Source organism: Zobellella taiwanensis, from assembly GCF_003012795.1.
Classification (GTDB): domain Bacteria; phylum Pseudomonadota; class Gammaproteobacteria; order Enterobacterales; family Aeromonadaceae; genus Oceanimonas; species Oceanimonas taiwanensis.
Map to the genome: position 1 here is coordinate 26,246 of NZ_PXYH01000006.1, position 21,319 is coordinate 47,564.

Sequence of the window (21,319 nt, forward strand, 5' to 3'; positions counted from 1 at the left end):
CCCGGCTCAGACATGGACTAACTGAAAACGGAACTTAAAACGGAGCTTCGTCATATGACCAAACCTCTTGCCATCACCGACGTGGTGCTGCGTGATGCCCACCAATCCATCCTGGCCACTCGCCTGCGCCTGGAAGACATGTTGCCGATAGCCGCCAAGCTGGACGATATCGGCTACTGGTCCCTGGAAACCTGGGGCGGTGCTACCTTCGACGCCTGCATCCGCTACCTGGGCGAAGATCCCTGGGAGCGCCTGCGCGCCCTGAAAAAGGCCATGCCCAAGACCAAACAGCAAATGCTGCTGCGTGGTCAGAACCTGCTGGGCTATCGCCACTATGCCGACGACCTGGTGTACAAGTTTGTCGAGCGGGCGCGCACCAACGGCATGGACGTGTTCCGCATCTTCGACGCCATGAACGATGTACGCAACCTGGAAACCGCCATCAAGGCGACTGTGGCGGTAGATGGCCACGCTCAGGGCACCATCTCCTACACGACCTCGCCGGTGCATACCCTGGAGATGTGGGTCGACATGGCGAAAAAACTGGAGGACATGGGCTGTCACTCCATCTGCATCAAGGACATGTCGGGCCTGCTCAAGCCCTATGAGGCCGAAAAGCTGATCAAGAACATCAAGGCGGCGGTCAAGCTGCCCCTGGCGCTGCACTGCCATGCCACCACCGGCCTGAGCCTGCCGACCCATATGAAGGCCATCGACGCCGGCATCGACATGCTGGACACCGCCATCTCTTCCATGAGCATGACCTACGGCCACTCGCCCACCGAGACTCTGGTGGCCATGGTGGAAGGCACAGATCGGGATACCGGTCTGGATCTGGTCAAGCTGGAAGAAATCGCGGCTTACTTCCGGGATGTGCGTAAAAAGTACGCCAGGTTTGAAGGCAGCCTCAAGGGCGTGGACTCCCGCATCCTGCTGGCCCAGGTGCCCGGCGGCATGCTCACCAACATGGAGAGCCAGCTCAAGGAGCAGGGTGCGGCCGACAAGATGGACGAAGTACTCAAGGAAATACCGCGGGTGCGCGAGGACCTGGGCTTTATCCCCCTGGTGACGCCGACTTCCCAGATCGTGGGCACTCAGGCGGTGATCAACGTGCTTACCGGCGAACGCTACAAGAGCATCACCAAGGAAACCGCCGGTGTGCTCAAGGGCGAATACGGCGCCGCGCCGGCGGCGGTCAATGCCGAACTGCAAAAGAGGGTGCTGGATGGCGCCGATCCCATCACCTGCCGTCCGGCGGATCTGCTGAGCGACGAACTCGACAGGCTGACCACCGAATTCCTGGGACTGGCCAAAGAGGAAAAACTGCGGGTCGCTGCCGACGAGGTGGACGATGTGCTGACCTATGCCCTGTTCCCGCAAATCGGCCTCAAGTTTATCCGTAACCGCGACAATCCCGCCGCCTTCGAACCGGCGCCGGGCAGCGAGCCCGAGCCGGTTGCCGCCCCGGCAGCTGCCAAGGCCACCGATAGCGCGCCCGAGGTGTATGCGGTCAAGGTCGACGGCCAGCTGTTCGAAGTGGAAGTGGGTCCGGCCGGCAGCATCAGTGCCGTACGCGAGGGTAGTGCGGCGCCGGTTGCCGCACCCGCACCTGCTGCCCCGGCAGGAGCTGGAGAGGCAGTGGCAGCGCCGTTGGCGGGCAATATCTTCAAGGTGGTGGCCAGGAAAGGCAGCCAGGTTGCCGCGGGTGACGTACTGGTGATCCTGGAAGCCATGAAGATGGAAACCGAGGTACGTGCCGCCCGTGCCGGCCTGGTGGCCGATGTCATGGTCAAGGAAGGAGACGCCGTTGCCGTCGGCGATCCCCTGGTCAGCCTGGCTTAAGGAGCGGACATGGAGTCTTTACTGACACTGTGGCAGGAAACCGGCCTGGCCAACTTCCACTGGAAACAGCTGGTGATGATAGCGGTGGGTCTCGGCCTTATCTATCTCGCCATCGCCAGGGGCTTTGAGCCCCTGTTGTTGTTGCCCATCGGCTTTGGCGGCGTGTTGGCCAATATTCCCAATGCGGGCATGGCCGACCCCGGCGGCCTGTTGTATTACGTCTATGAAGTCGGGATCGGCAGCGGCGTCTTTCCGTTGTTGATTTTCATGGGCGTCGGCGCCATGACCGACTTTGGGGCCCTGATCGCCAATCCCAAGACCCTGTTGCTGGGGGCGGCGGCCCAGTTCGGCATTTTCGCCACCCTGTTTGGCGCCATTGCCCTGAACTTCCTGCCCGGCTTCAATTTCACCCTGGCGGATGCCTCGGCCATCGCCATCATAGGGGGGGCGGACGGCCCGACCGCCATCTTCCTGGCGTCCAAACTGGCGCCGGATCTGCTGGGGGCCATTGCGGTGGCGGCCTATTCCTATATGGCGCTGGTGCCCATTATCCAGCCGCCGATTATGAAGCTGCTGACCACCAAGGAAGAGCGGGCCATCAAGATGGACCAGTTGCGCCATGTGAGCAAACGGGAGAAAGTGCTGTTCCCGCTGATGGTGCTGACCCTGACCATCCTTTTCCTGCCATCGGCGGCACCCCTGATTGGCATGTTCTGCCTGGGTAACCTGATGAAGGAGTCCGGGGTGGTGGACCGGCTGTCGAAAACCGCCCAGAACGAGCTGATCAACATCGTCACCATCTTCCTCGGACTGGCAGTGGGCTCCAAGCTGTCGGCAGAGATGTTCCTGACCCTGGATACCCTGGGCATACTGGCGCTGGGCGCAGTGGCCTTTGCCATCGGTACCGCCGGCGGTGTGCTGATGGCCAAGCTGATGTGCAAGCTGTCCGGCGGCAAGGTCAACCCGTTGATCGGCGCGGCCGGGGTGTCGGCGGTCCCCATGGCGGCCCGGGTGGTGAACAAGGTCGGCCTGGAAGCCAACAACCAGAACTTCCTGCTGATGCATGCCATGGGCCCCAACGTGGCCGGCGTGCTGGGCTCGGCGGTGGCGGCCGGTGTGCTGCTGGCCCTGGTAGGCTGAGCAGAAGACTGAGCTTTAATCAGATACAAGGCGCCCGCGGGCGCCTTTTTATTGTGTGGCTCGGGACGGGACAAGGGCATGGTTCAAGTGGAGCGCAGGCGGCTTGTCTGCATTCGCGCCGCAAGGCACTCAAGTCTCCGCTGCGGCTGCGCGCCGCCGGGCCGTCATTAGGCCCACAAAAAAGGGCTGCCGATGGCAGCCCTTGCGTGTTCAGGGAGAGGCTCAGGCCAGGTCTTCCAGGCCGACAATCAGCCAGGGCGCGTTGGGTTGGGTGAGATCCCGCTCCAGGTGCCAGACCTCGCGGATATCCTGCTCTACGCCTTCCTGACTGTCGCGGTAGCGGCCGCTGAACTTGAGGCTGACCTGGGCCTGGTAGGAGGTGTGGTCGGCACGAACCAGCTCGGCGTCCACAAACATCACCTCGGTGTGCTGAGCGCCGTTGAGCGCGGCGCGCTCACGGCTCAGCTCGGCAAACAACTCGGGTGACAGGTATTCGCGCATTTTTTCCAGATCGTTCCCGTTCCAGGCGTCCTGCAGGGTACGGTAGTGCTCGCGCGAGCCTTGCAAAAAGGCCTGCAGATCAAATCCCGGGGGCAGATTGAAGGGTACCTCGCTGGCGCCAAAACCGGTGCCTGCGGAAGCCTGGGGCGCAGGACGCGGAGCTTCGAACTGCTGGGGGCCGTTATAGGCGGGCTGGCGCTGGGTGGCCTTGTTGCCACGCAGCGCGCGGAACAACATGACGGCGCCAAAGGCCAGACCGGCAATCAGCAGGAAGTCCATGAATTGGAAGCCTTCGAAGGCGCCTGAGCCGAGCAGGTAGGCAAACAGGCCGCCGGCGAGCAGGCCACCGAGCAGGCCGCCCATCAGCCCCGACTTCTTGGGTTGCTGCTGGGTCTGGCCGGTGTTGTTGCGGTTGACGTTTTGCTGGGCTGGCTGGCTGGGTGCGGTTTGGTAGGATTTGCCGACCGAACGGCTGCCGCCGCCCATTTTACGGGCCTCGGCATCAAAGGCGGTGGTGCCGAGACCGACCGCGAAAATCAGGGTAAAAAGAGCAAGAAGTTTGCGCATACGGGGTTTCCTTGGGTTACAGACAAGCAACATCCTAAAGCAGGGACATGTTATGTCAACTGGTGATTAAGCGTCCAGCAGCGGGCCGCGGCTGGAACGTTCAGGGAAAGCGTTTCTGGTGGCCGAACAGCAGGAAGCCAAAGCCCACACGATTGACCTTGTGGTCGTAGTCCACCAGGCTTTCGCCATAGCCGTGATAGAGCTGAACATAGCCGCGCACTTTGTCCAGCCCGATGGGAAAGCTCCAGTCAAGCTGGCCGCCGAAGTGGCCATATTCCGGATTGCCTCTGCCGATCAGGGTGAATTCATGATCCTGATGGCGATAGATGGCGGTCAAATCCAGGTGTCCCATATAGTGGTGGATATCCGGATTGTCGTCGTCGGCGCTGTTTTCCGGAATGCGCCAGAACGGACGGGCCAGCAGCCGCCAGTCGCCCTGCTCCCATTCGGTTTCGGCATACACCCGGTTCCAGGAACGGGACAGGGGGTCGGAGCGGCCGTTGGACTGGTGCTCCACGCCGAAGGTATTGCTGATGTTGGTCCAGCCCAGCAAGCGGGTGTCGTTTTCGAACTCTATAAAAAATTCGGGCTGATAGTTGGTTTCCCGGAAAGGGGAGGACGCGTCCTGGTTATAGGCCTGCCACAATGATTGCTGGGTATAGCCGAAGTAGAGATCGCCGTTGTCGCCGAACAGGTTGTCCACCAGCCCGAGCTTGATGCTGAACTGAAACTTCACTTCCTTTTTATCCTGGTCGGCGTTGGGTTGCAGCGCTTGCCAGCGGTCCTGGTTCAGCGAGGCGTTGTAGGTCAGTGGTAACAGGTAGTTGCGTTTGTGGGCCAGCAGCTTGAATCCCTGGCGCAGCTCGCGGCTGTCGGTGGCGGCGGCAACCGGGGTCCCGTCGCCGGTGGTGCCGGTCTGGGGGGCGGCTATCGCGGTCAACGGCAGCAACAGGACAAGGGATAGGGCCTTCTTCATGGTTCATCCTCCGGGTGTGGAGGCGCCATTCTACCTACCGGAGGGCAAGAATGGGACTTTCAGTGGCCGGACAAAATCCCGATAATGGCCTTTTGGCAAAACCGAGAGACAACCGATGACCGAAAAGACCGCCGCCAAGACCGACAAGGCCGTGGCCCAGCTCAAGATGCCGCCCCACTCCTTCGAAGCGGAACAATCCGTGCTGGGCGGCCTGCTGCTGGACAACAATGCCTGGGATCGGGTGGCGGAGAAGGTATCGGAGCCGGATTTCTACAGCCGGCCGCACCGGCTGATCTTCCAGGCCATGCAGCGGCTGAGCCAGGCCGGCAATCCCATCGACCTGATCACGGTGCAGGAAGAGCTGGAGCGGCACGAGGCGCTGGAAACGGTGGGCGGCTTCTCCTACCTGGTGGAGATCGCCAAAAACACCCCCAGCGCCGCTAACATCGGTGCCTATGCGGACATAGTGCGCGAGCGGGCCGTGGTGCGGGAGATGATCTCGGTGGCCAACGAGATCGCCGAGGCCGGCTTCGATCCCCAGGGGCGCAGCTCCGCCGATTTGCTGGACCTGGCCGAGACCAAGGTGTTCAAGATCGCCGAGAGCCGCACCAGCGCCAACGACGGGCCCCAGCCGCTCAGGGTGCTGCTCGAAAAGACCATAGATCGCATAGAAGATCTGTTCAAGAATCCCCACCAGGGCATTACCGGGGTGTCCACCGGATACACGGATCTAGATAAAAAAACTGCCGGACTGCAGTCTTCGGACCTGATTATAGTGGCGGCTAGACCCTCTATGGGTAAAACCACTTTTGCGATGAATCTTTGTGAGCATGCTGCACTGACAAACGACAAACCTGTACTCATTTTCTCCTTGGAGATGCCTTCGGAGCAGATTATTATGCGGATGCTTGCCTCCCTGGGGCGTATCGATCAGACCCGCATACGCACCGGGCAGCTGGATGATGAAGACTGGGCCAGATTGTCCTCGACCATGGGCATGCTGCTGGAAAAAGGGCAGCTCTATATCGACGACTCTTCCGGCCTGACGCCGACCGAAGTCCGTTCCCGCGCCCGGCGCGTGGCGCGCGAGCACGGCGGCATCAGCATGATCATGGTGGACTACCTGCAATTGATGACGGTACCCAGCCTGTCCGACAACCGGACCCTCGAAATCGCCGAGATCTCCCGCTCGCTCAAGGCCCTGGCCAAGGAGCTGCAGGTGCCGGTGGTGGCCCTGTCCCAGCTCAACCGGAGCCTGGAGCAGCGCGCCGACAAGCGGCCGGTGAACTCGGATCTGCGGGAATCGGGCTCCATCGAGCAGGACGCCGACCTTATCATGTTTATCTACCGGGACGAGGTCTACCACGACGACAGCCCGGACAAGGGCATCGCGGAAATCATCATCGGCAAGCAGCGTAACGGACCCATAGGCAAGGTGCGGCTGACGTTCCAGGGGCAGTTTTCCCGCTTCGACAACTACGCCGGACCGGATTTCGATGATGATTATTAAGGAGCAAAGATGGATGCAAGAGGGGCTGTGGCCCGCATCAATCTGGAGGCGGTCAGGCACAACCTGCGGGTAGCCAAACAGCTGGCCCCGGGTGCCAGGGCCATCGCCGTGGTCAAGGCCAATGCCTACGGCCATGGCGACCTGACGGTGGCCGCCGCCCTCAAGGACGAGGCCGAGCTGTTCGCGGTGGCCCGCTTCGAGGAAGCGCAAAAGTTGCGGGCCGGCGGCATCCGCCAGCCGATACTGCTGCTGGAAGGTTTTTTCAACGTCGCCCAGCTGGAATATGCGGCCCGGCACGACTTTCACATCTGCATTCACCAGTTCGCCCAGCTCGAAGCCTTGGAGCGCACGCCCCTGGCCAGGCCGGTCACCGTCTGGGTGAAGATCGACTCGGGCATGCACCGGGTGGGCTTCGCCCCCGAGCAGGCCGACGAGGTATTCGCCCGCCTGGCTCGGGTGGCCGCCGTGCTGCAGCCGGTCAACGCCATGACCCACTTCGCCCGGGCCGATGAGCCGGAGCAGCGGGCCGTGACCGAGGCCCAGATCGCCCGCTTCCAGCAGGTGACCAAGGGCCGGGTGAAGGCCACCGCCCTGTGCAATTCCGCCGGCGTTATCGCCTTTCCCGAGGCCCATGCCGACTATATCCGCCCGGGCATCATGCTGTACGGCATTACCCCCTTCGGCGACCAGCAGGGCAGCGACATCGGCCTGCGCCCGGCGATGGACTTCACCACCACCCTGATCGCGGTGCGCGAGCACAAGGCCGGCGAGCCGGTGGGCTATGCCGGCTCCTGGGTAAGCCCCAGGGATACCCGCATCGGGGTGATAGCGGTGGGCTACGGCGACGGCTACCCGCGTATGGCGCCTCCCGGCACCCCGGTGCTGGTGAACGGCCGGCGGGTGCCCCTGGCGGGCCGGGTGTCCATGGACATGGCCACCATCGATCTGGGGCCGGACGCCACCGACAAGTTAGGCGACGAAGTGCTGCTGTGGGGCCAGGGCCTGGCGGCGGAAGAGGTGGCCCGCCATGTAGGCACCATCGCCTACGAACTGGTCACCCGCATGACCGCCCGGCCCAGGCTGGAATATATCGGCGAGTAAGAGGCAGCCAGGCTGCCAAGGTTTTCGCGCCGTCAAGCAGGCCGGTCCCGCAAGGGGCCGGCCTTGTTTTTAGCGTACGTTCAGCACCGTTTCCTGCTCCCGGCGGCGGAACCAGGCCAGCAACGCCAGGGCGGGGATGTTCATCAGGATGCCGTAAAGCAGGGCCAGCATCGCCAGGGCGTCCGAGCCGAGCTGGGTGTAGGCCACCAGGATGGCGGTGGCGCCGTTCTGGATGCCTACCTCGAAGGCCAGGCTGCGGGAGCTCGCCTCCGGACACCGGGCCAGGCGGGCCACCAGGTAGCCGCAGGCCAGGGCCAGGCTGCACAGCAGCAGCATGGCCAGGGCGGCGGTGCTGAACAGGGAGGGCAGTTGCTTGAGGTTGCGCGCGACCAGCGCCAGCAGCACCAGCATGAACAAGAAGCTCACCCCCTGCTTCAGCCTTGGCTGGTGGCACTCGACCCAGCGGCGGTACCGCCCCCGAATGGCCATGCCGACCAGCACCGGCAGTATGCAAATCAGTGTCAGTTGCACCATGGTACTGCCCAGGGGCAGGGCCAGTTCGGTGCCGCCCTGGCCCAGCCAGTGCAGCTGGGTGGCCACCGCCAGCGGCATCCAGAACGGCGCCAGCAGGCCGACGAAAGCGGTCAGGCTGACCGACAGGGCGGTGTCGCCCTCGGCCAGGAAGCTGAACATGTTGGAGGTGGCTCCGCCGGGGGCGGCGGCCACCAGGATGACGGCGGCGGCGACAAGGGGCGGCAGCGCCAGCGCCCAGATCAGCAGCCAGGCCAGCAACGGTAGCAACAGCCACTGCATTCCCAGCCCCAGCAACAGCGGAGTCGGCATACGCAACAGGCGGGTAAAGTGGCGGGGCTCCAGGGTCATGCCCATCACCAGCGTCATCAAGGCCAGCATCAGGGGCAGAAACAGGGTGGTCAGCATATCGGCCATGGCGGTCGTCCGGGATAAATAAAACGGAATACTACCATAGAGGTATTTCGGCTGGCTGATCCAGGTCAGTTTTGGCCGCCTGACAACAGGAAAACACCCCCTGGCCCGGGATCCACAGCAGGTACAGCCAGGGAGAATCGGGTTGCCAGCGGGGAAAGGCGATTTCCAGCCGGTTGTCGGCATAGCGATACAGGGACGTATCGAGTCGGATATCGCTCAGCAGCAGTACGCCGAGCAGTGCCAATAACAGCCATTTCAGCAAGGTGCCCATACCGCCTCCGTTGGTCCGGCATGGGCTTAACTATATCAGTCGCCCGTGTTTTTTTCCGCGCGGCACTGGCGACATTGGCCATGGGCCTCGATCGACTGGCTGGTAATGCCAAAACCGTGCCGCTCCGCCTGAAGATTGAAAGCCTGGTTGATCGCCTCGTCATGCAATTCGATCACCAGGCCGCAATGGTTGCAAATCAGCAGCTGCATCGGGTGGTGTTCGGCGAAGTGGTCGCAAAACAGGAAGGCGTTGAGGGATTCCACCTTGTGTACAAATCCCTGGGACAGCAGAAAATCCAGCGCCCGGTATACGGTGGGAGGTTTGGCGTTGGGTTCCAGCTCGCGCAGCCGGTCCAGCAGGTCGTAGGCGCTGACCGCCCCCTTGTGTTCGGCCATCAGGGTAAACACGTGGCGACGGGTGGGAGTAAAGCGGACACCGCGCTGTTCGCATAGCCGTTCGGCTCGCTCAAGCTGATGTTGAATCGACATAAAAGAAGATCATCCTCAATGGCTACTGACGGGCATCTTAACACAGCCTGATCCCGCTTCCTCGGATCAAGGTCGAGTCTTTGGCATCCCTCTCGGGCCAGGGGAACCCCGTGACCCGACCATCGCCTTGCCCGGGGCGGGCGGTGGTCAATTTCCCGAAGCTGCCGGACTCCTGATACACTATCGCCTTGTCTTTTTTGACGCTCACTATGCAGCGGTAGCGTATGACGCCCGCCGCCGTTTTGTGCTTCTCCACTGTAAAGCTGGCCATGCTTCCTCCATCGGCCATCCCATGTGCGCGGGATACTCAGTGAGATGCCGTAGCCCGAACAATGCCTGAGAACAATGCCCAATGACCGAGATTGTAAGAGATTCAAATTCAAGGAAAAACCAGAGCGAAGCCGCTATGGCTGGCGGTTTCAGCTCTGGCCGGTTTTCTGTTGCCCCTATGCTCGACTGGACCGACCGCCACTGCCGCTATTTCCACCGGCTAATGAGCCGCCATGCCCAGCTCTATACCGAGATGGTCACCACCGGCGCCATACTGCACGGCAAGGGCGATTACCTGGCGTTCAGCCCCGAGGAGCATCCCCTGGTACTGCAGCTGGGCGGCAGCGATCCGGCGGCCCTGGCCCGTTGCGCCGTGCTGGCCGAGCAGCGGGGATATGACGAAATCAACCTCAATGTGGGCTGTCCCTCGGATCGGGTACAAAACGGCCTGTTCGGCGCCTGCCTGATGGCCGAGCCGCAGCGGGTGGCGGCCGGGGTAGCGGCAATGAAGGCCGAGGTGGCGATACCGGTGACGGTTAAAACCCGTATTGGTATCGATGATCAGGACAGTTACGATTTTCTCCGTACCCTGGTCGATGCCCTGGTGGAGGCTGGGGTGGACGCCCTTATCGTGCATGCCCGCAAGGCCTGGCTGAAGGGGCTGAGTCCGCGTGAAAACCGTGAGATTCCGCCGCTCGATTACGATCGAGTGTACCGTCTTAAGCAGGATTATCCCGGCCTGACCATCGCCATCAACGGCGGGATCAAGACCCTGGCGGAGGCTCGCAGCCATCTGCAGTGGGTGGATGGCGTCATGCTGGGCCGCGAAGTCTATCAAAATCCCTATCTGCTGGCGCAGGTGGACGCCGAGCTGTTCGGAGATCTCCGGTCGGCGCCGAGCCGCCACCAGGTGATCCGCGAGTTGTTGCCCTATATCGAGCGGGAACTCGCCGCCGGTACTTACCTGGGCAACATTACCCGCCATACCCTGGGGATTTTCCAGGGACTGCCCGGAGCCCGGGCCTGGCGGCGGCACCTGAGCGAAAATGCCCACAAGCGGGGAGCCGGGGTTGAAGTGGTGGAGGCGGCCATGGCCCGGGTGCCCGAGCCGGAGCTCGACTATAGTTAAGGCAACTTTCAGCGACCTGAAGGAGCCATCCCATGAGCCAGCATGCCCTGAACATAGAGTTTCCGGAATACGCCGATAAAATCCTGCTGCTTAAACAGCAGGACGAGGAGTTTGCCCGCATGGCGAACGAATATCACAAGCTGGATCATCAGATTGCCGGGCTGGAGTCCCGCAACATGCCCATTTCCGATGAAGACTTCGAGCAGCTCAAGATGCTGCGCCTGCAGCTGAAAGACCGGATCTACCGGCGTTTGCTCAACGGCCAGGGCTAGCGAAACCTTTTCCTGACCCGTTATTGATAGTTTTTATCAATCAACGGGATTTGTACAAACAGGTTCAACAAGCTCTTCAATGGGGGCATACTGAGTCCACCAGTAGCCCTCAGGAGAAGCATGATGTTGAACAGCAAAGAAGGACAAGCCGTCCCCCAAGTGACCTTTCGTACCCGCCAGGGTGAACAGTGGGTCGATGTGACCACGGACCAGATTTTCAAGGGCAAGACGGTGGTGGTGTTTTCCCTGCCGGGGGCCTTTACCCCTACCTGTTCCTCTACCCATTTGCCGCGCTACAACGAGCTGGCACCGGTGCTGTTCGAGAACGGGGTTGACGATATCGTCTGCGTCAGCGTTAACGATACCTTTGTGATGAATGCCTGGCTGGCCGATCAGGAAGCGGAGCACATCCGTGTGATCCCGGACGGCAACGGCGAATTCACCGACGGCATGGGCATGCTGGTCGACAAGCAGGATCTCGGCTTTGGCAAACGCTCCTGGCGTTATTCCATGCTGGTAAAGGATGGCATCATCGAGAAGATGTTCATCGAGCCCAACAAGCCCGGTGACCCCTTTGAGGTTTCCGATGCGGATACCATGCTGGCCTATATCAACCCCGAAGCGGCCAAGCCTTCCGCCATCACCGTCTTCAGCAAACCCGGTTGCCCCTACTGTGCCCGGGCCAAGCAGATGTTGCTCGACCAGGGGATGCGCTTTGAGGAAGTGGTGATCGGCCAGGACGCCACCAGTATCAGTCTCAAGGCGGTGTCCGGGCGCGCAACGGTGCCGCAGATCTTCATCGACGGCCGCCATATCGGCGGCAGCGACGAGCTGGCGCAATACCTGGCCTAATTAAGCCGGTGGCGGGCCGGGTGCCGGGGAGCCGGTACCCGGCCTTTCTATTTTTGGCCGGATGGGGGACTATTGGATGCAACAATCCGCGTTGGGGTACACAGGTGAATTTACGGGATCTTGAATATCTGGTGGCGCTGGCCGAAGAGCGCCACTTTCGCAAGGCGGCGGAAAAATGTTTTGTCAGCCAGCCCACGCTCAGCGGCCAGTTGCGCAAGCTGGAGGAGGAGCTCGGCGTGTTGCTGATGGAGCGGACCTCGCGCCGGGTCCTGTTTACCCCGGCGGGGGAGGCCATTACCGCCCAGGCCCGGCGGGTGCTGGCGGCGACCAAGGAGTTGCGGGACATAGCCCGAACCTTTACCGAACCCATGTCCGGCGAGCTGCATATCGGCTTGATCCCAACGGTCGGGCCCTATTTGTTACCCTACATTATTCCCGCGCTCAAGCAGCATTTTCCCGAGTTGCACATTTATCTCTATGAAGCCCAGACCCAGGTCTTGCTCAAGCAACTGGCGGATGGGGAGCTGGACTGCCTGATCCTGGCCCGGCTCGACAACATGGACAACTTCGGTGCCCTGCCCCTGTACGATGAACCCATGCTGCTGGCCCTGCCGGCGGATCATCCCTGGGCCGGCCGGGGCAGCATTGCCCTGGGCGAGTTGAAGGGCGAAAAATTGCTGATGCTGGAAGACGGCCACTGCCTGCGGGAGCAGGCCATGGGGTTTTGTTTTGCGGCCGGAATTGGCGAAGACAGCCATTTCCAGGCCACCAGCCTGGAAACCCTGCGCAACATGGTGGCGGCGGGCTCGGGGCTGACCCTGATCCCGCGCCTGGCGGTCAGCCGCCACAATGGCGAGCTGGGCGTAAAATACTTGTCGGTGACGGATCCCGAACCCAGCCGCAACATCGCCCTGCTGTATCGGCTGCACTCGGTGCGCCGGCCCTGTTTCAATGAAATGGCCAAGGTCATCGGCGAACTGGTGCGGAACCTGTTATAGCGCCAGGCCCCGGCATCAGAACAGCTCGTCGGTAATGCTGGTGCCGCCAAACTGGGACGTTGAACCCGGCCGGCCGTAGCGGCTGGGCTCAGTGCCTTCCACGAAATACTCGCCGATGCCGCCGTTGCTGGCGCGCAGGCCGCTGCCGCTGTCGATACTGACACTGACGATCCCGGGCGGTACCGCTCGTTCCCGCACCGGGAAGGGAGCCAGGGCCGCCTTCATGTACTCGCTCCAGATAGGCAAGGCGGTGCTGCCACCGAATTCGCCGCCCGCCACCTGCTCGGGCCCCAGGTTGGGGTTGTGGGCGGTACGGCCCAGGGGCCGCCCGAAGTCGTCGAAGCCAACCCAGGCGGTGGCCACCCGGTCGGGGCTGAAACCGGAAAACCAGGCATCGCGGGAGTCGTTGGTTGTGCCCGTTTTGCCGGCGATGTCCTTGCGCTCCAGGGCCCGGCCGGCGCGCCAGCCGGTGCCGTTCCAGCGCCGTCCGTCGCTCGCGCCGCCCCAGATGGCGGAACTCAGGGCTTCGGTGATGAGGAAGGCGTTTTCCTCGCTGACGGCCCGCTCCCGCACCGGCTGAGCCTGGTACAGCAGTTGCCCCTGGGTATCCTCGATGCGTGCCACCACATAGGGGGTAACCCCTGTGGCCGCCATTGGCAAAGGCGGCGTAGCCGGTGGCCATTTGCAGCGGCGTGGCCGAGGGCGACCCCAGGGCCAGGCTCTCGGTGGCCGGGATATCGGCGGTATTGAAACCGAACTGATTCAGCCGTTGCATGGCGTTGGCGATGCCGGTATCGCGCAGCAGGCGGATGGACACCACGTTTTTGGAGCGGGCCAGGGCCTCGCGTACCCGAATGGGGCCATCATAGACATTGGGAGAGTTGCGCGGTTTCCAGGCGTTGCCGCTGCCCGCGTCCCAGTGGTTGATGGGGGCGTCGTTGACCATGCTGGCCAGGGTAAAGCCGTGATCCAGGGCGGCGGAGTAGATGAAGGGCTTGATGTTGGATCCCATCTGCCGCGCCGCCTGTTCGGCCCGGTTGAACTTGTTGAGGGTAAAGTTGAAGCCGCCCACCAGGGCGGTGACGGCACCGCTGGCGGGTTCGAGGGCCACCAGGGCGCCGTTGATTCCCGGCAACTGGCCGAGCATCCAGCCTTCTCCCTGAGGCCGAACCCAGATTTGCTCGCCGGGCTTGAGAATGTCGGCGGCGCGGCGCGGCGCGTTGCCCTGGCGATTGTCGGCAATGTAGCGCCGGGCCCATTTCAGGCCGTCCCAGTCGAGCTCGGCCTCGCCCCGGTCACGGATGATCACGGTGGCGCTGCGTTCGGCCACGGCGGTGACCACGGCTGGCTCCAGCGGCCAGTAGCGGGGTTGCTCGTCCAGATGCTCGCGGATGCGCTGTCCGTCCCAGGCCGGGGCGCCTTGCCACAGGCTGGCCACGGCTCCCCGGTAGCCGTGACGCAGGTCATAGGCAAGCAGGCCATTGATCAGCGCCTGGTTGGCGGCATGCTGTTCGTTCGCCTGCACCGTGGTATAGATGTTGAGTCCGCGGGTATAGGCCTCATCGCCGTAGAGCGACAGGGCGAACTGGTGGGCCATTTCCGCCAGATAGGGGGCGTTGAGGGTGATTTCGGCGCCGTGGTAGCGGGCGGCCACCGGAGCGGCCATGGCTTCGTCGTACTGGCTGCGGTTAATCTTGCCGGTTTCCAGCATGCGGCCCAGCACTATGGCCCGGCGTTCGCCCGCCCGGCGCGGATTGCTGATAGGGTTGAGGACTGAGGGTGCCTGGGGCAGGCCGGCGATCATCGCCATTTCCGCCAGGGTCAGCTCGGCCAGCTCTTTGCCGTAATACACCTGGGCGGCGGCGGCCACCCCATGGGAGCGGTGGCCCAGGGGGATTTTGTTGAGGTAAAGCTCAAGAATTTCATCCTTGCTCAGCAGGGTTTCGATATGCAGCGCCAGGAAAATTTCCTTGATTTTACGGGTGACCGTTTTTTCCCGGCTGAGGAAGAAGTTGCGTGCCACCTGCTGGGTGATGGTGCTGGCACCCTGGCGTTTTTCTCCCGTGCTGATCCAGATGATGGCGGCCCGGGTAATGCCGATGGGATCTATGCCCGGGTGCTCGTAGAAGCGGGCATCCTCGGTGGCAAGGAAGGCATCGATCAACAGCGGCGGCATGGCGTCTATGGTGACGGGATTGCGCCGCTGCTCGCCGTACTGGGAGATGAGTTCGCCGTCCTGGCTGAAGACGCGCATGGGGATTTCCAGGCGAACTTCCTTGAGGGTGGATACGTCCGGTAATTCCGCGCGGATCTGCTGATACAGCACAAACACGGCCACCAGGCCGCAAATACCGAGGAACAGGACAAAGGATAACAGGCGAACCAGCCATTTGAGCATGAAGTGAGAACCCGATAAATCATTTTTTGACCAATAGCGGGCAAGTATATCCTGTGTCGGCAACCATGTTCGAGTGCTTTGTTTTTATCGGACGGGATTTGCCTCAGCCAGCTTGAGTCCGTCTATCCTTACAGGGACTCATAAAAATACAGACATGGATGCCTATGCGGAGCCTCTTCGGTAAAAAGGATGTGCGCTGGATGGTGGGGGTGGACTTCGGCGCCAGCAGTATCAAGGCGGTGGCGCTCAAGGGGCGGCCAGGCCACTACCAGCTCGAGGCCATGGCCAGCGTGCCCACGCCCAGGGGCAGTATCGTCGATCATCAGCTGCAGGACGTAGCCCAGGTAGTGGTGGCGCTCCGCCAGTTGCGTCGCCAGCTGAACAGCCGCTATGGCGAGGTAGCCACCGCCGTGACCGGCAGCAGCGTGACCACCAAGGTGATCCTGGTGCCGCGCAGCCTGTCGGCGGAAGAGCTCGAAAACCAGGTGTTGATCGAGGCGGAGCAGCACATTCCCTTTCCCCTTGAGGAAATCAGTCTCGACTATGAAAGCCTTGGCGTCAGCCCGAGCCATCCGGAGCGGGAAAGCATCCTGCTCAGCGCGGCCCGTACCGAAAGCATCAGCACCCGGCTGGCGGCCTTACAGGAGGCCGGCTGGACCACCCGGGTGGTGGATATCGGTGTGCATGCCCTGGCCCGGGCGGTCAATGCCCTGGTGGCGGCGGAACAGGCCCACAGCAGCCTGCTGGGGGTGGTGGACATTGGTGCCGAATGCCTGAGTTTCGCGGTGCTGGAGGAAGGGGAAGTCATCCACAGCCGGTTGCAGAACTTCGGTGGCGCCCAGTTTACCCGCGAGCTGTGCAAACTGACCGATATGCCGGAAGAGCAGGTAGAGCAGGCCAAAGTGGGCAATACCCTGCCCGAGGCCTTGCGCCACGATGTCGAGCAGCAGCATATCACCGCTATCCTTCAGCATATTCGCCGCAATATTCAGCTGTTTTGCAGCAGCTCCGGCAACAAGCCGCCGGCGGCCATTTTCCTCAGCGGTGGTGGCAGCCAGGTGCCGGAGCTGGCCCCTATCCTGGAGCAGGAGCTGAGCGTTCCCGTGCTGCAGCCCAGGCTGGATCGCCTGTTCGAGGGCAGGGCCGGTCCTTTTCCCGACGGTGCCGCCTACCTGACGGCCCTCGGCCTTGCCCTCAGGAGCTTTACCCCATGTCCAACATAAATCTGCTGCCCTGGCGGGAGGGCTTGCGGGCCCGGCAGAAAAGGCAGTTTCTGCTGTTGCTGGCGGGAGCCGCCGCGCTGACCCTGGCGTTGATGCTGGCGATCAACCTGTGGATCCACCGGCTGATCGCCCATCAGCAGGAGCGCAACCAGTTCCTGCAGACCGAGACCGTCCGCCTTGATCAGGTGCTGGGCGACATCCGGCTGATCAAGGAGCAGCGGGCCCAGTTGATCGAGCGCATGCGGCTGATCGACGGTTTTCAGCAGCGGCGCAATTTCTCGGTGCGGCTGTTCAACCAGATGCCGGCACTGGTGCCGCCCGGGGTCTACCTCAGCGAGGTCAGCGTGGCCGGTGACCGGCTTGAGCTGAATGGCAAGACCGAGGCCTATCCCAGGGTGGCGAGCATGATCCGGGCCATGGAAGCCACGCCCTGGCTGAGTGAGCCGCGATTGAGCTCGATTTTCGCCAGCGACAGCCAGCCCATCAGCCTCAGCCAGTTTGCCATGCAGGTGAGGATACGCACACCGGGAGGCCAACCATGAACTGGCAGCAGGTCAATGAACTCGACTTCGACAATGTCGGCCAGTGGCCCGCCGGCGCCAAGGCGGCGGCCATAGGCGTGCTGTGCCTGGCCCTGGCCGGGCTGGTGGGCTATTTCTTTATCCGGGACAGCCTGGCACAGCTCGATCGCTCCCGGGAACAGGAAATTCGGCTCAAATCGGCGTTTGAGGAAAAGGCCCGGCAGGCGGCGGCCCTGCCCGCTTACGAACAACAGTTGATGGAACTGCAGGCCCGACTGGAAACCGAGCTGCGCAAGTTGCCCGACAACCTGGAAATCGCCGGCCTGCTCGACGACATCAGTTTCATCGCCACCGACAACGGCCTGCGGCTGGAGCGGATCAACTGGGAGCCGGAGCGCCCGAGCGAGTTCTCTACCGAACTGCCCATGCGCATCATCGTCACCGGCGACTATCATCAGCTCGGGCGGTTCGTGGCCGATGTGGCGGCGCTGCCGCGCATTGTGATCATCGACAGCTTCAGTCTGTCGCGGGCCGGGGGAGGCCGGTTGAGCATGAGCATGCTGGCGCGCACCTACAAATACAACGAACAGGAGGCGCGATGAGGCGGTGGGCGGCGATGGGCCTGCTGCTGTTGCTGACGGCCTGCATGGACAACAGCGATCTCGGCCAGTATGTGGCCGAGGTAAAAGCCAGGCCCGCCAGCCCGCCGGATCCCATGCCAGAGGTCAACGACTATGTGCCCGAGCCCTACCGGCCCGGTGCCGAGCGCAGCCCCTTTGTCGAGCCGGTGCCGGAAATGGCCCGCCCGTCGGCCCCGACCCAGGCCGACTGCGTTCAGCCGGATCCGCAGCGGCCGCGGGAGCCGCTCGAACGCTACTCGCTCGACAACCTGTCGCTGCGCGGTACCCTGGCCGACGAGCGCGGAATTCGGGCGCTGGTCCGTGCCCAGGATGGGGTGACCCACAGTATCGGGGTGGGGGACCGGCTGGGGCTAAACCAGGGGGAGGTGCTCCGTATTGGGCCCGACGCCCTGGTGTTGCGGGAATACCTGGCCGATGGCAAGGGCTGCTGGGAACAGCGGGAAACCACCCTGGAACTGGCCACCACACAATAATAATGATGGCAGGGAGTGCGTTATGGGCAAAGGGATGAAAATGAACGGGCTGGCCGGGCTGGTGCTGGTGATGCTTATACAGGCCGTGCCGGCGTGGGCGGCGACCCTGGAGCAGTTCAGGGTCAATCCGCTGACCGGGGAGCAACTGCTGCTGGAACTGGAGTTTGACGGACCCGTGCCCGCCGTCAGTGAACTGCTGCGCCAGCAGCCCGACCGGCTGGTGCTGCAGTTGCCCGGCACGGTATCGGCCCTGGCCCAGAACCTGATCCCGATAGAGCGCCAGGGGGTGGGAATGGTCGATATCCGGCGGATCGGGACCAACCTGGAAGTGGCGGTCGGCCTGGACCGCCGCCAGCCCTACCGTATCAGCACCGAGGGCAACCGGTTGCAACTGCTGCTGGGCGAGCAGGTGGCCGGCCAGGACGGTGCGGGCGCGAGTCTGCCGCCGGGGACCATTAACATCCTTACCGGCGTTGACTTTCGCCGGGGTCATGACGGTCAGGGTCAAGTATTGATAAGCCTGGGCCAGTCCACGGCGGCGGTCGACATGCAGGTACGGGGCAACCGGCTGGTGGCCAGCTTCCACAACACCCATATTGAGGATGACCAGTTGCAAACCTACGATGTCACCGATTTTGCCACGCCGGTACGCCAGGTTGCGGCGAGCCGGGAGCGGGATAGGGCGCTGGTCACGGTGGAAACCGACGGTCCCTTTGAGTATCGCTATGACCAGTCGGAGAGGATGTTCGTACTGGAAGTGTCCCGTCCGGCGGCGCCGGCCTCGGCCGCCCCGGACACCGGCAAACGCTATGGCGGCAAGCCCATTTCAATGAATTTCCAGGATATCCCTGTGCGTACCGTGCTCCAGCTGATCGCCGATTTCAACAACTTCAACCTGGTCACCACCGACTCGGTGCAGGGCAATATCACCCTGCGCCTGGACGGTGTGCCCTGGGAGCAGGCGCTGGACACCATATTGCAGGTGCGCGGCCTGGACAAACGGCTGGAGGGCAACATATTGCTGGTGGCACCGGCGGCGGAGCTGGCGGGCCAGGAGCGGCAACAGCTGGAAAACCGCCAGGCCCAGGAGGTGCTGGCCCCCCTGGTCACCGAGTTCCTGCAGGTGAATTATGCCAAGGCGGCGGATATCCAGGCATTGCTTGTCGGGGAGGGCCGGAGCAGTACCCATCGGGATGGGGCACCGGAGAATGAAAGGGCTACAACCAGCTCAGCGGGGCGTTTGGTTTCCGAACGGGGCAGCGTAGCGATTGATGAACGCACCAATATTTTAATGATAAAAGACACTCGGGAAAGCATTGAAAATATTCGTCGCCTGCTAGGGTTGCTTGATGTCCCTATAAAGCAGGTGGTCATAGAGGCGCGGATGGTGAGTGTCAGTGAGGGGCTGGATGAGGCCTTGGGCATCAGGTGGTCTTACTTCGACAGCAATATGGGCAATGACAAGATCCGTGATCTGGGCTTTAACGTCAATCTGCCTATTGCCAATCCGGCGGGAACCTTGGAACTGCAACTGGCCAAGCTGTCCGATGGCCGCATCCTGGATCTCGAGCTGCAGGCGCTGGAGAAGGAAAACCGGGCCGAAATTATCGCCAGCCCCCGGGTGGCGACCTCGAGCCAGCAGCAGGCAGAGATCCGGCAAGGGGTACAGATTCCTTATACAACAGTTGATGATAAAGGGGTGGTTAAAACTGCGTTTGCCCCTGCCGAACTCAGCCTGACGGTAACGCCCTTGATCACCCCGGACAACCGCCTGGTGCTCGACCTGGAAGTCACCCAGAATACGGTAGGAGCCCTGGTGTCTGTGGCGGGAGGAGGGCAGGCCCCTTCGATCAATACGCAGTCGGTCAAGACCCAACTGCTGGTGAACGACGGCGAAACCCTGGTGCTGGGCGGTATTTTCCAGCAGCTTACCCAGAGCGGTGTGACCAAAATACCCGTGCTGGGCGATATCCCCGTGGTCGGTAATTTGTTCAAAAGCAGGGAGGAGAAACATGAGAAAAGGGAACTGCTGATCTTTGTGACTCCTCGTATTGCTCAGTAAGGTCGACGTTTTTCTGATCACCTGTTCACGATCTGGGTTACTCGACCAAAGCTTACTACTCCGCCGACAGGTTGAACCTATCCATGGGGGCTCCGCCTCTTTCCTTGGCGCGAAGGGTCGGTGGAGCGGTCCCCTTTGTTCTTTCTAACGCTTCAGTGTTTCCTGTTGGCGCGACCTTCAGACAACGATGGAGCCAGGAAGAGGCAACAGGGATTGCCTCCGCCGACCGTCACATGCCAGGGATGGCATGTGCCGAGCGCCACAGGGATGTGCTCGCAGCGTGTCGGGGGAGGTGGCCCTGTTGCCTTTTCTCTGAGCTACAGCAGACAAGACTCGTGAAGATTGTAAACAGGCACTAAGATGTACTTTTTCCCCGGCTTCGGGCGAGGCAAAGGATTTTGTAAGCGGGGCAAGCGAAGCGGTCACATACTTTTTACCTGATGTGGCCCCGCGGAGGGCGGTGATGGTCGATGTCCAAGCGGCGTTGCCCTTGCCAGCGTCCGGCGCAGTTGCGATAATCCGGCGTCCAATTTCAGAAAGTTAAGGTTAGGTTCATCGTCGACCCTGCGGTGTTCGTGGGGCGCATTTGTTTGTGAGAATTTCGTGTAACATGGCTGAGAAACGCAATATCTTCCTAGTAGGGCCCATGGGTGCGGGCAAGAGCACCATCGGCAAATACCTGGCGCAGCAACTGCATATGGATTTCTACGACTCCGATCATGAAATCGAGCGTCGTACCGGTGCCGACATCAGCTGGGTATTTGATGTAGAGGGCGAAGAAGGCTTCCGCCAACGCGAAGAAAAGGTCATCAACGACCTGAGCGAGCTGCAGGGCATAGTGCTGGCAACCGGCGGCGGTTCCATCAAAAGCCGGGAAAGCCGTAACCGGCTGTCGGCCCGGGGTATCGTCGTCTACCTCGAAACCACCGTCGAGAAACAGCTGGCCCGGGTGCAAAAAGACAAGCGCCGCCCCCTGCTGCAGACCGAAGAGCCGCCCCGGGAAGTCCTCGAGCGGCTGGCCGCAGAACGCAACGAACTCTATATGGAAATTGCCGACTATGTGGTGCGCACCGATGAGCAAAGCGCCAAGCTGGTTGCCAACCAGATAGTCGAACTGATCGGTCTGTAAGTAACAG

Annotated in this window: 20 protein-coding genes; 14 read left to right on the top strand and 6 right to left on the bottom strand. The window is 62.0% G+C overall.

What is annotated here, in order from left to right; genetic code table 11:
- The first annotated feature begins 54 nt into the window (after positions 1 to 54).
- Both oadA and C7I36_RS05815 read left to right on the top strand, forming a co-directional pair.
- Positions 55 to 1,842: a sodium-extruding oxaloacetate decarboxylase subunit alpha gene (oadA, locus tag C7I36_RS05810; RefSeq protein WP_106452780.1), complete on the top strand. Its 1,788-nt coding sequence runs from the start codon at positions 55 to 57 to the stop codon at positions 1,840 to 1,842.
- A 9-nt stretch (positions 1,843 to 1,851) separates the two neighbouring features.
- Positions 1,852 to 2,982, top strand: coding sequence for a sodium ion-translocating decarboxylase subunit beta (locus C7I36_RS05815; protein WP_106452781.1), 1,131 nt, complete (start codon positions 1,852 to 1,854; stop codon positions 2,980 to 2,982).
- A gap of 222 nt (positions 2,983 to 3,204) precedes the next feature.
- Here the strand turns inward: C7I36_RS05815 and C7I36_RS05820 are convergent, their stop codons facing one another.
- Together C7I36_RS05820 and C7I36_RS05825 are read right to left on the bottom strand one after the other, a co-directional pair.
- A complete protein-coding gene (locus tag C7I36_RS05820; protein ID WP_106452782.1) occupies positions 3,205 to 4,050 on the bottom strand; it encodes a Tim44 domain-containing protein in 846 nt (281 codons plus the stop codon).
- Between the two features lie 100 nt (positions 4,051 to 4,150).
- Entirely contained in the window at positions 4,151 to 5,026 is an 876-nt protein-coding gene (locus C7I36_RS05825; RefSeq protein WP_106452783.1) for a phospholipase A, read from the bottom strand.
- A gap of 115 nt (positions 5,027 to 5,141) precedes the next feature.
- On the opposite strand from C7I36_RS05825, the gene dnaB reads away from it, so the two are divergent.
- Positions 5,142 to 6,536, top strand: a complete 1,395-nt coding sequence (gene dnaB, locus C7I36_RS05830) for a replicative DNA helicase (protein ID WP_106452784.1) — start codon at positions 5,142 to 5,144, stop codon at positions 6,534 to 6,536.
- A gap of 9 nt (positions 6,537 to 6,545) precedes the next feature.
- Positions 6,546 to 7,637 carry an alanine racemase gene (alr, locus tag C7I36_RS05835; protein ID WP_106452785.1) on the top strand — a complete coding sequence of 364 codons (1,092 nt, stop codon included), beginning with the start codon at positions 6,546 to 6,548 and terminating at the stop codon, positions 7,635 to 7,637.
- A 69-nt stretch (positions 7,638 to 7,706) separates the two neighbouring features.
- On the opposite strand, the gene C7I36_RS05840 is transcribed toward alr, so the two are convergent.
- The 3 genes from C7I36_RS05840 to zur are packed head-to-tail and all read right to left on the bottom strand — an operon-like array spanning position 7,707 to position 9,344.
- Positions 7,707 to 8,585, bottom strand: coding sequence for a bile acid:sodium symporter family protein (locus C7I36_RS05840; protein WP_106452786.1), 879 nt, complete (start codon positions 8,583 to 8,585; stop codon positions 7,707 to 7,709).
- Between the two features lie 31 nt (positions 8,586 to 8,616).
- A complete protein-coding gene (locus C7I36_RS05845; RefSeq protein WP_106452787.1) occupies positions 8,617 to 8,856 on the bottom strand; it encodes a hypothetical protein in 240 nt (79 codons plus the stop codon).
- Between the two features lie 35 nt (positions 8,857 to 8,891).
- Entirely contained in the window at positions 8,892 to 9,344 is a 453-nt protein-coding gene (gene zur / locus C7I36_RS05850) for a zinc uptake transcriptional repressor Zur (RefSeq protein WP_106452788.1), read from the bottom strand.
- Positions 9,345 to 9,750: 406 nt separating this feature from the next.
- Between zur and dusA the strand changes: the two genes are divergently transcribed.
- The 4 genes from dusA (at position 9,751) to oxyR (ending at position 12,865) form a co-directional block, all read left to right on the top strand.
- Positions 9,751 to 10,743 carry a tRNA dihydrouridine(20/20a) synthase DusA gene (gene dusA / locus C7I36_RS05860; protein ID WP_219899601.1) on the top strand — a complete coding sequence of 331 codons (993 nt, stop codon included), beginning with the start codon at positions 9,751 to 9,753 and terminating at the stop codon, positions 10,741 to 10,743.
- Between the two features lie 32 nt (positions 10,744 to 10,775).
- On the top strand, positions 10,776 to 11,015 hold the full coding sequence (locus C7I36_RS05865; protein WP_106452791.1) for an HP1242/YdcH family protein: 240 nt from the start codon (positions 10,776 to 10,778) through the stop codon (positions 11,013 to 11,015).
- A 123-nt stretch (positions 11,016 to 11,138) separates the two neighbouring features.
- Positions 11,139 to 11,867 (top strand): glutathione peroxidase, encoded by a 729-nt coding sequence (locus tag C7I36_RS05870; protein WP_106452792.1) that lies wholly within the window; start codon positions 11,139 to 11,141, stop codon positions 11,865 to 11,867.
- Positions 11,868 to 11,971: 104 nt separating this feature from the next.
- On the top strand, positions 11,972 to 12,865 hold the full coding sequence (gene oxyR / locus C7I36_RS05875) for a DNA-binding transcriptional regulator OxyR (RefSeq protein ID WP_106452793.1): 894 nt from the start codon (positions 11,972 to 11,974) through the stop codon (positions 12,863 to 12,865).
- Positions 12,866 to 12,953: 88 nt separating this feature from the next.
- Here the strand turns inward: oxyR and C7I36_RS17920 are convergent, their stop codons facing one another.
- Complete coding sequence (locus tag C7I36_RS17920) at positions 12,954 to 15,263, bottom strand: penicillin-binding protein 1A (protein ID WP_342749482.1); 2,310 nt, start codon at positions 15,261 to 15,263, stop codon at positions 12,954 to 12,956.
- 164 nt (positions 15,264 to 15,427) lie between these two features.
- On the opposite strand from C7I36_RS17920, the gene pilM reads away from it, so the two are divergent.
- From pilM to aroK, 6 genes are all read left to right on the top strand, one after another.
- Entirely contained in the window at positions 15,428 to 16,486 is a 1,059-nt protein-coding gene (gene pilM, locus C7I36_RS05885) for a type IV pilus assembly protein PilM (RefSeq protein ID WP_181256301.1), read from the top strand.
- Entirely contained in the window at positions 16,474 to 17,028 is a 555-nt protein-coding gene (locus C7I36_RS05890; protein ID WP_106452794.1) for a PilN domain-containing protein, read from the top strand. The genes pilM and C7I36_RS05890 overlap by 13 nt, the downstream gene beginning before the upstream one ends.
- Positions 17,025 to 17,609, top strand: a complete 585-nt coding sequence (locus C7I36_RS05895) for a type IV pilus inner membrane component PilO (protein WP_106452795.1) — start codon at positions 17,025 to 17,027, stop codon at positions 17,607 to 17,609. The genes C7I36_RS05890 and C7I36_RS05895 overlap by 4 nt, the downstream gene beginning before the upstream one ends.
- A complete protein-coding gene (locus tag C7I36_RS05900; protein ID WP_106452796.1) occupies positions 17,606 to 18,121 on the top strand; it encodes a pilus assembly protein PilP in 516 nt (171 codons plus the stop codon). The genes C7I36_RS05895 and C7I36_RS05900 overlap by 4 nt, the downstream gene beginning before the upstream one ends.
- A 22-nt stretch (positions 18,122 to 18,143) precedes the next feature.
- Complete coding sequence (locus C7I36_RS05905; RefSeq protein WP_245880045.1) at positions 18,144 to 20,183, top strand: type IV pilus secretin PilQ; 2,040 nt, start codon at positions 18,144 to 18,146, stop codon at positions 20,181 to 20,183.
- 610 nt (positions 20,184 to 20,793) lie between these two features.
- Entirely contained in the window at positions 20,794 to 21,312 is a 519-nt protein-coding gene (gene aroK / locus C7I36_RS05910; protein WP_106452797.1) for a shikimate kinase AroK, read from the top strand.
- The last annotated feature ends 7 nt before the right edge of the window (positions 21,313 to 21,319 follow it).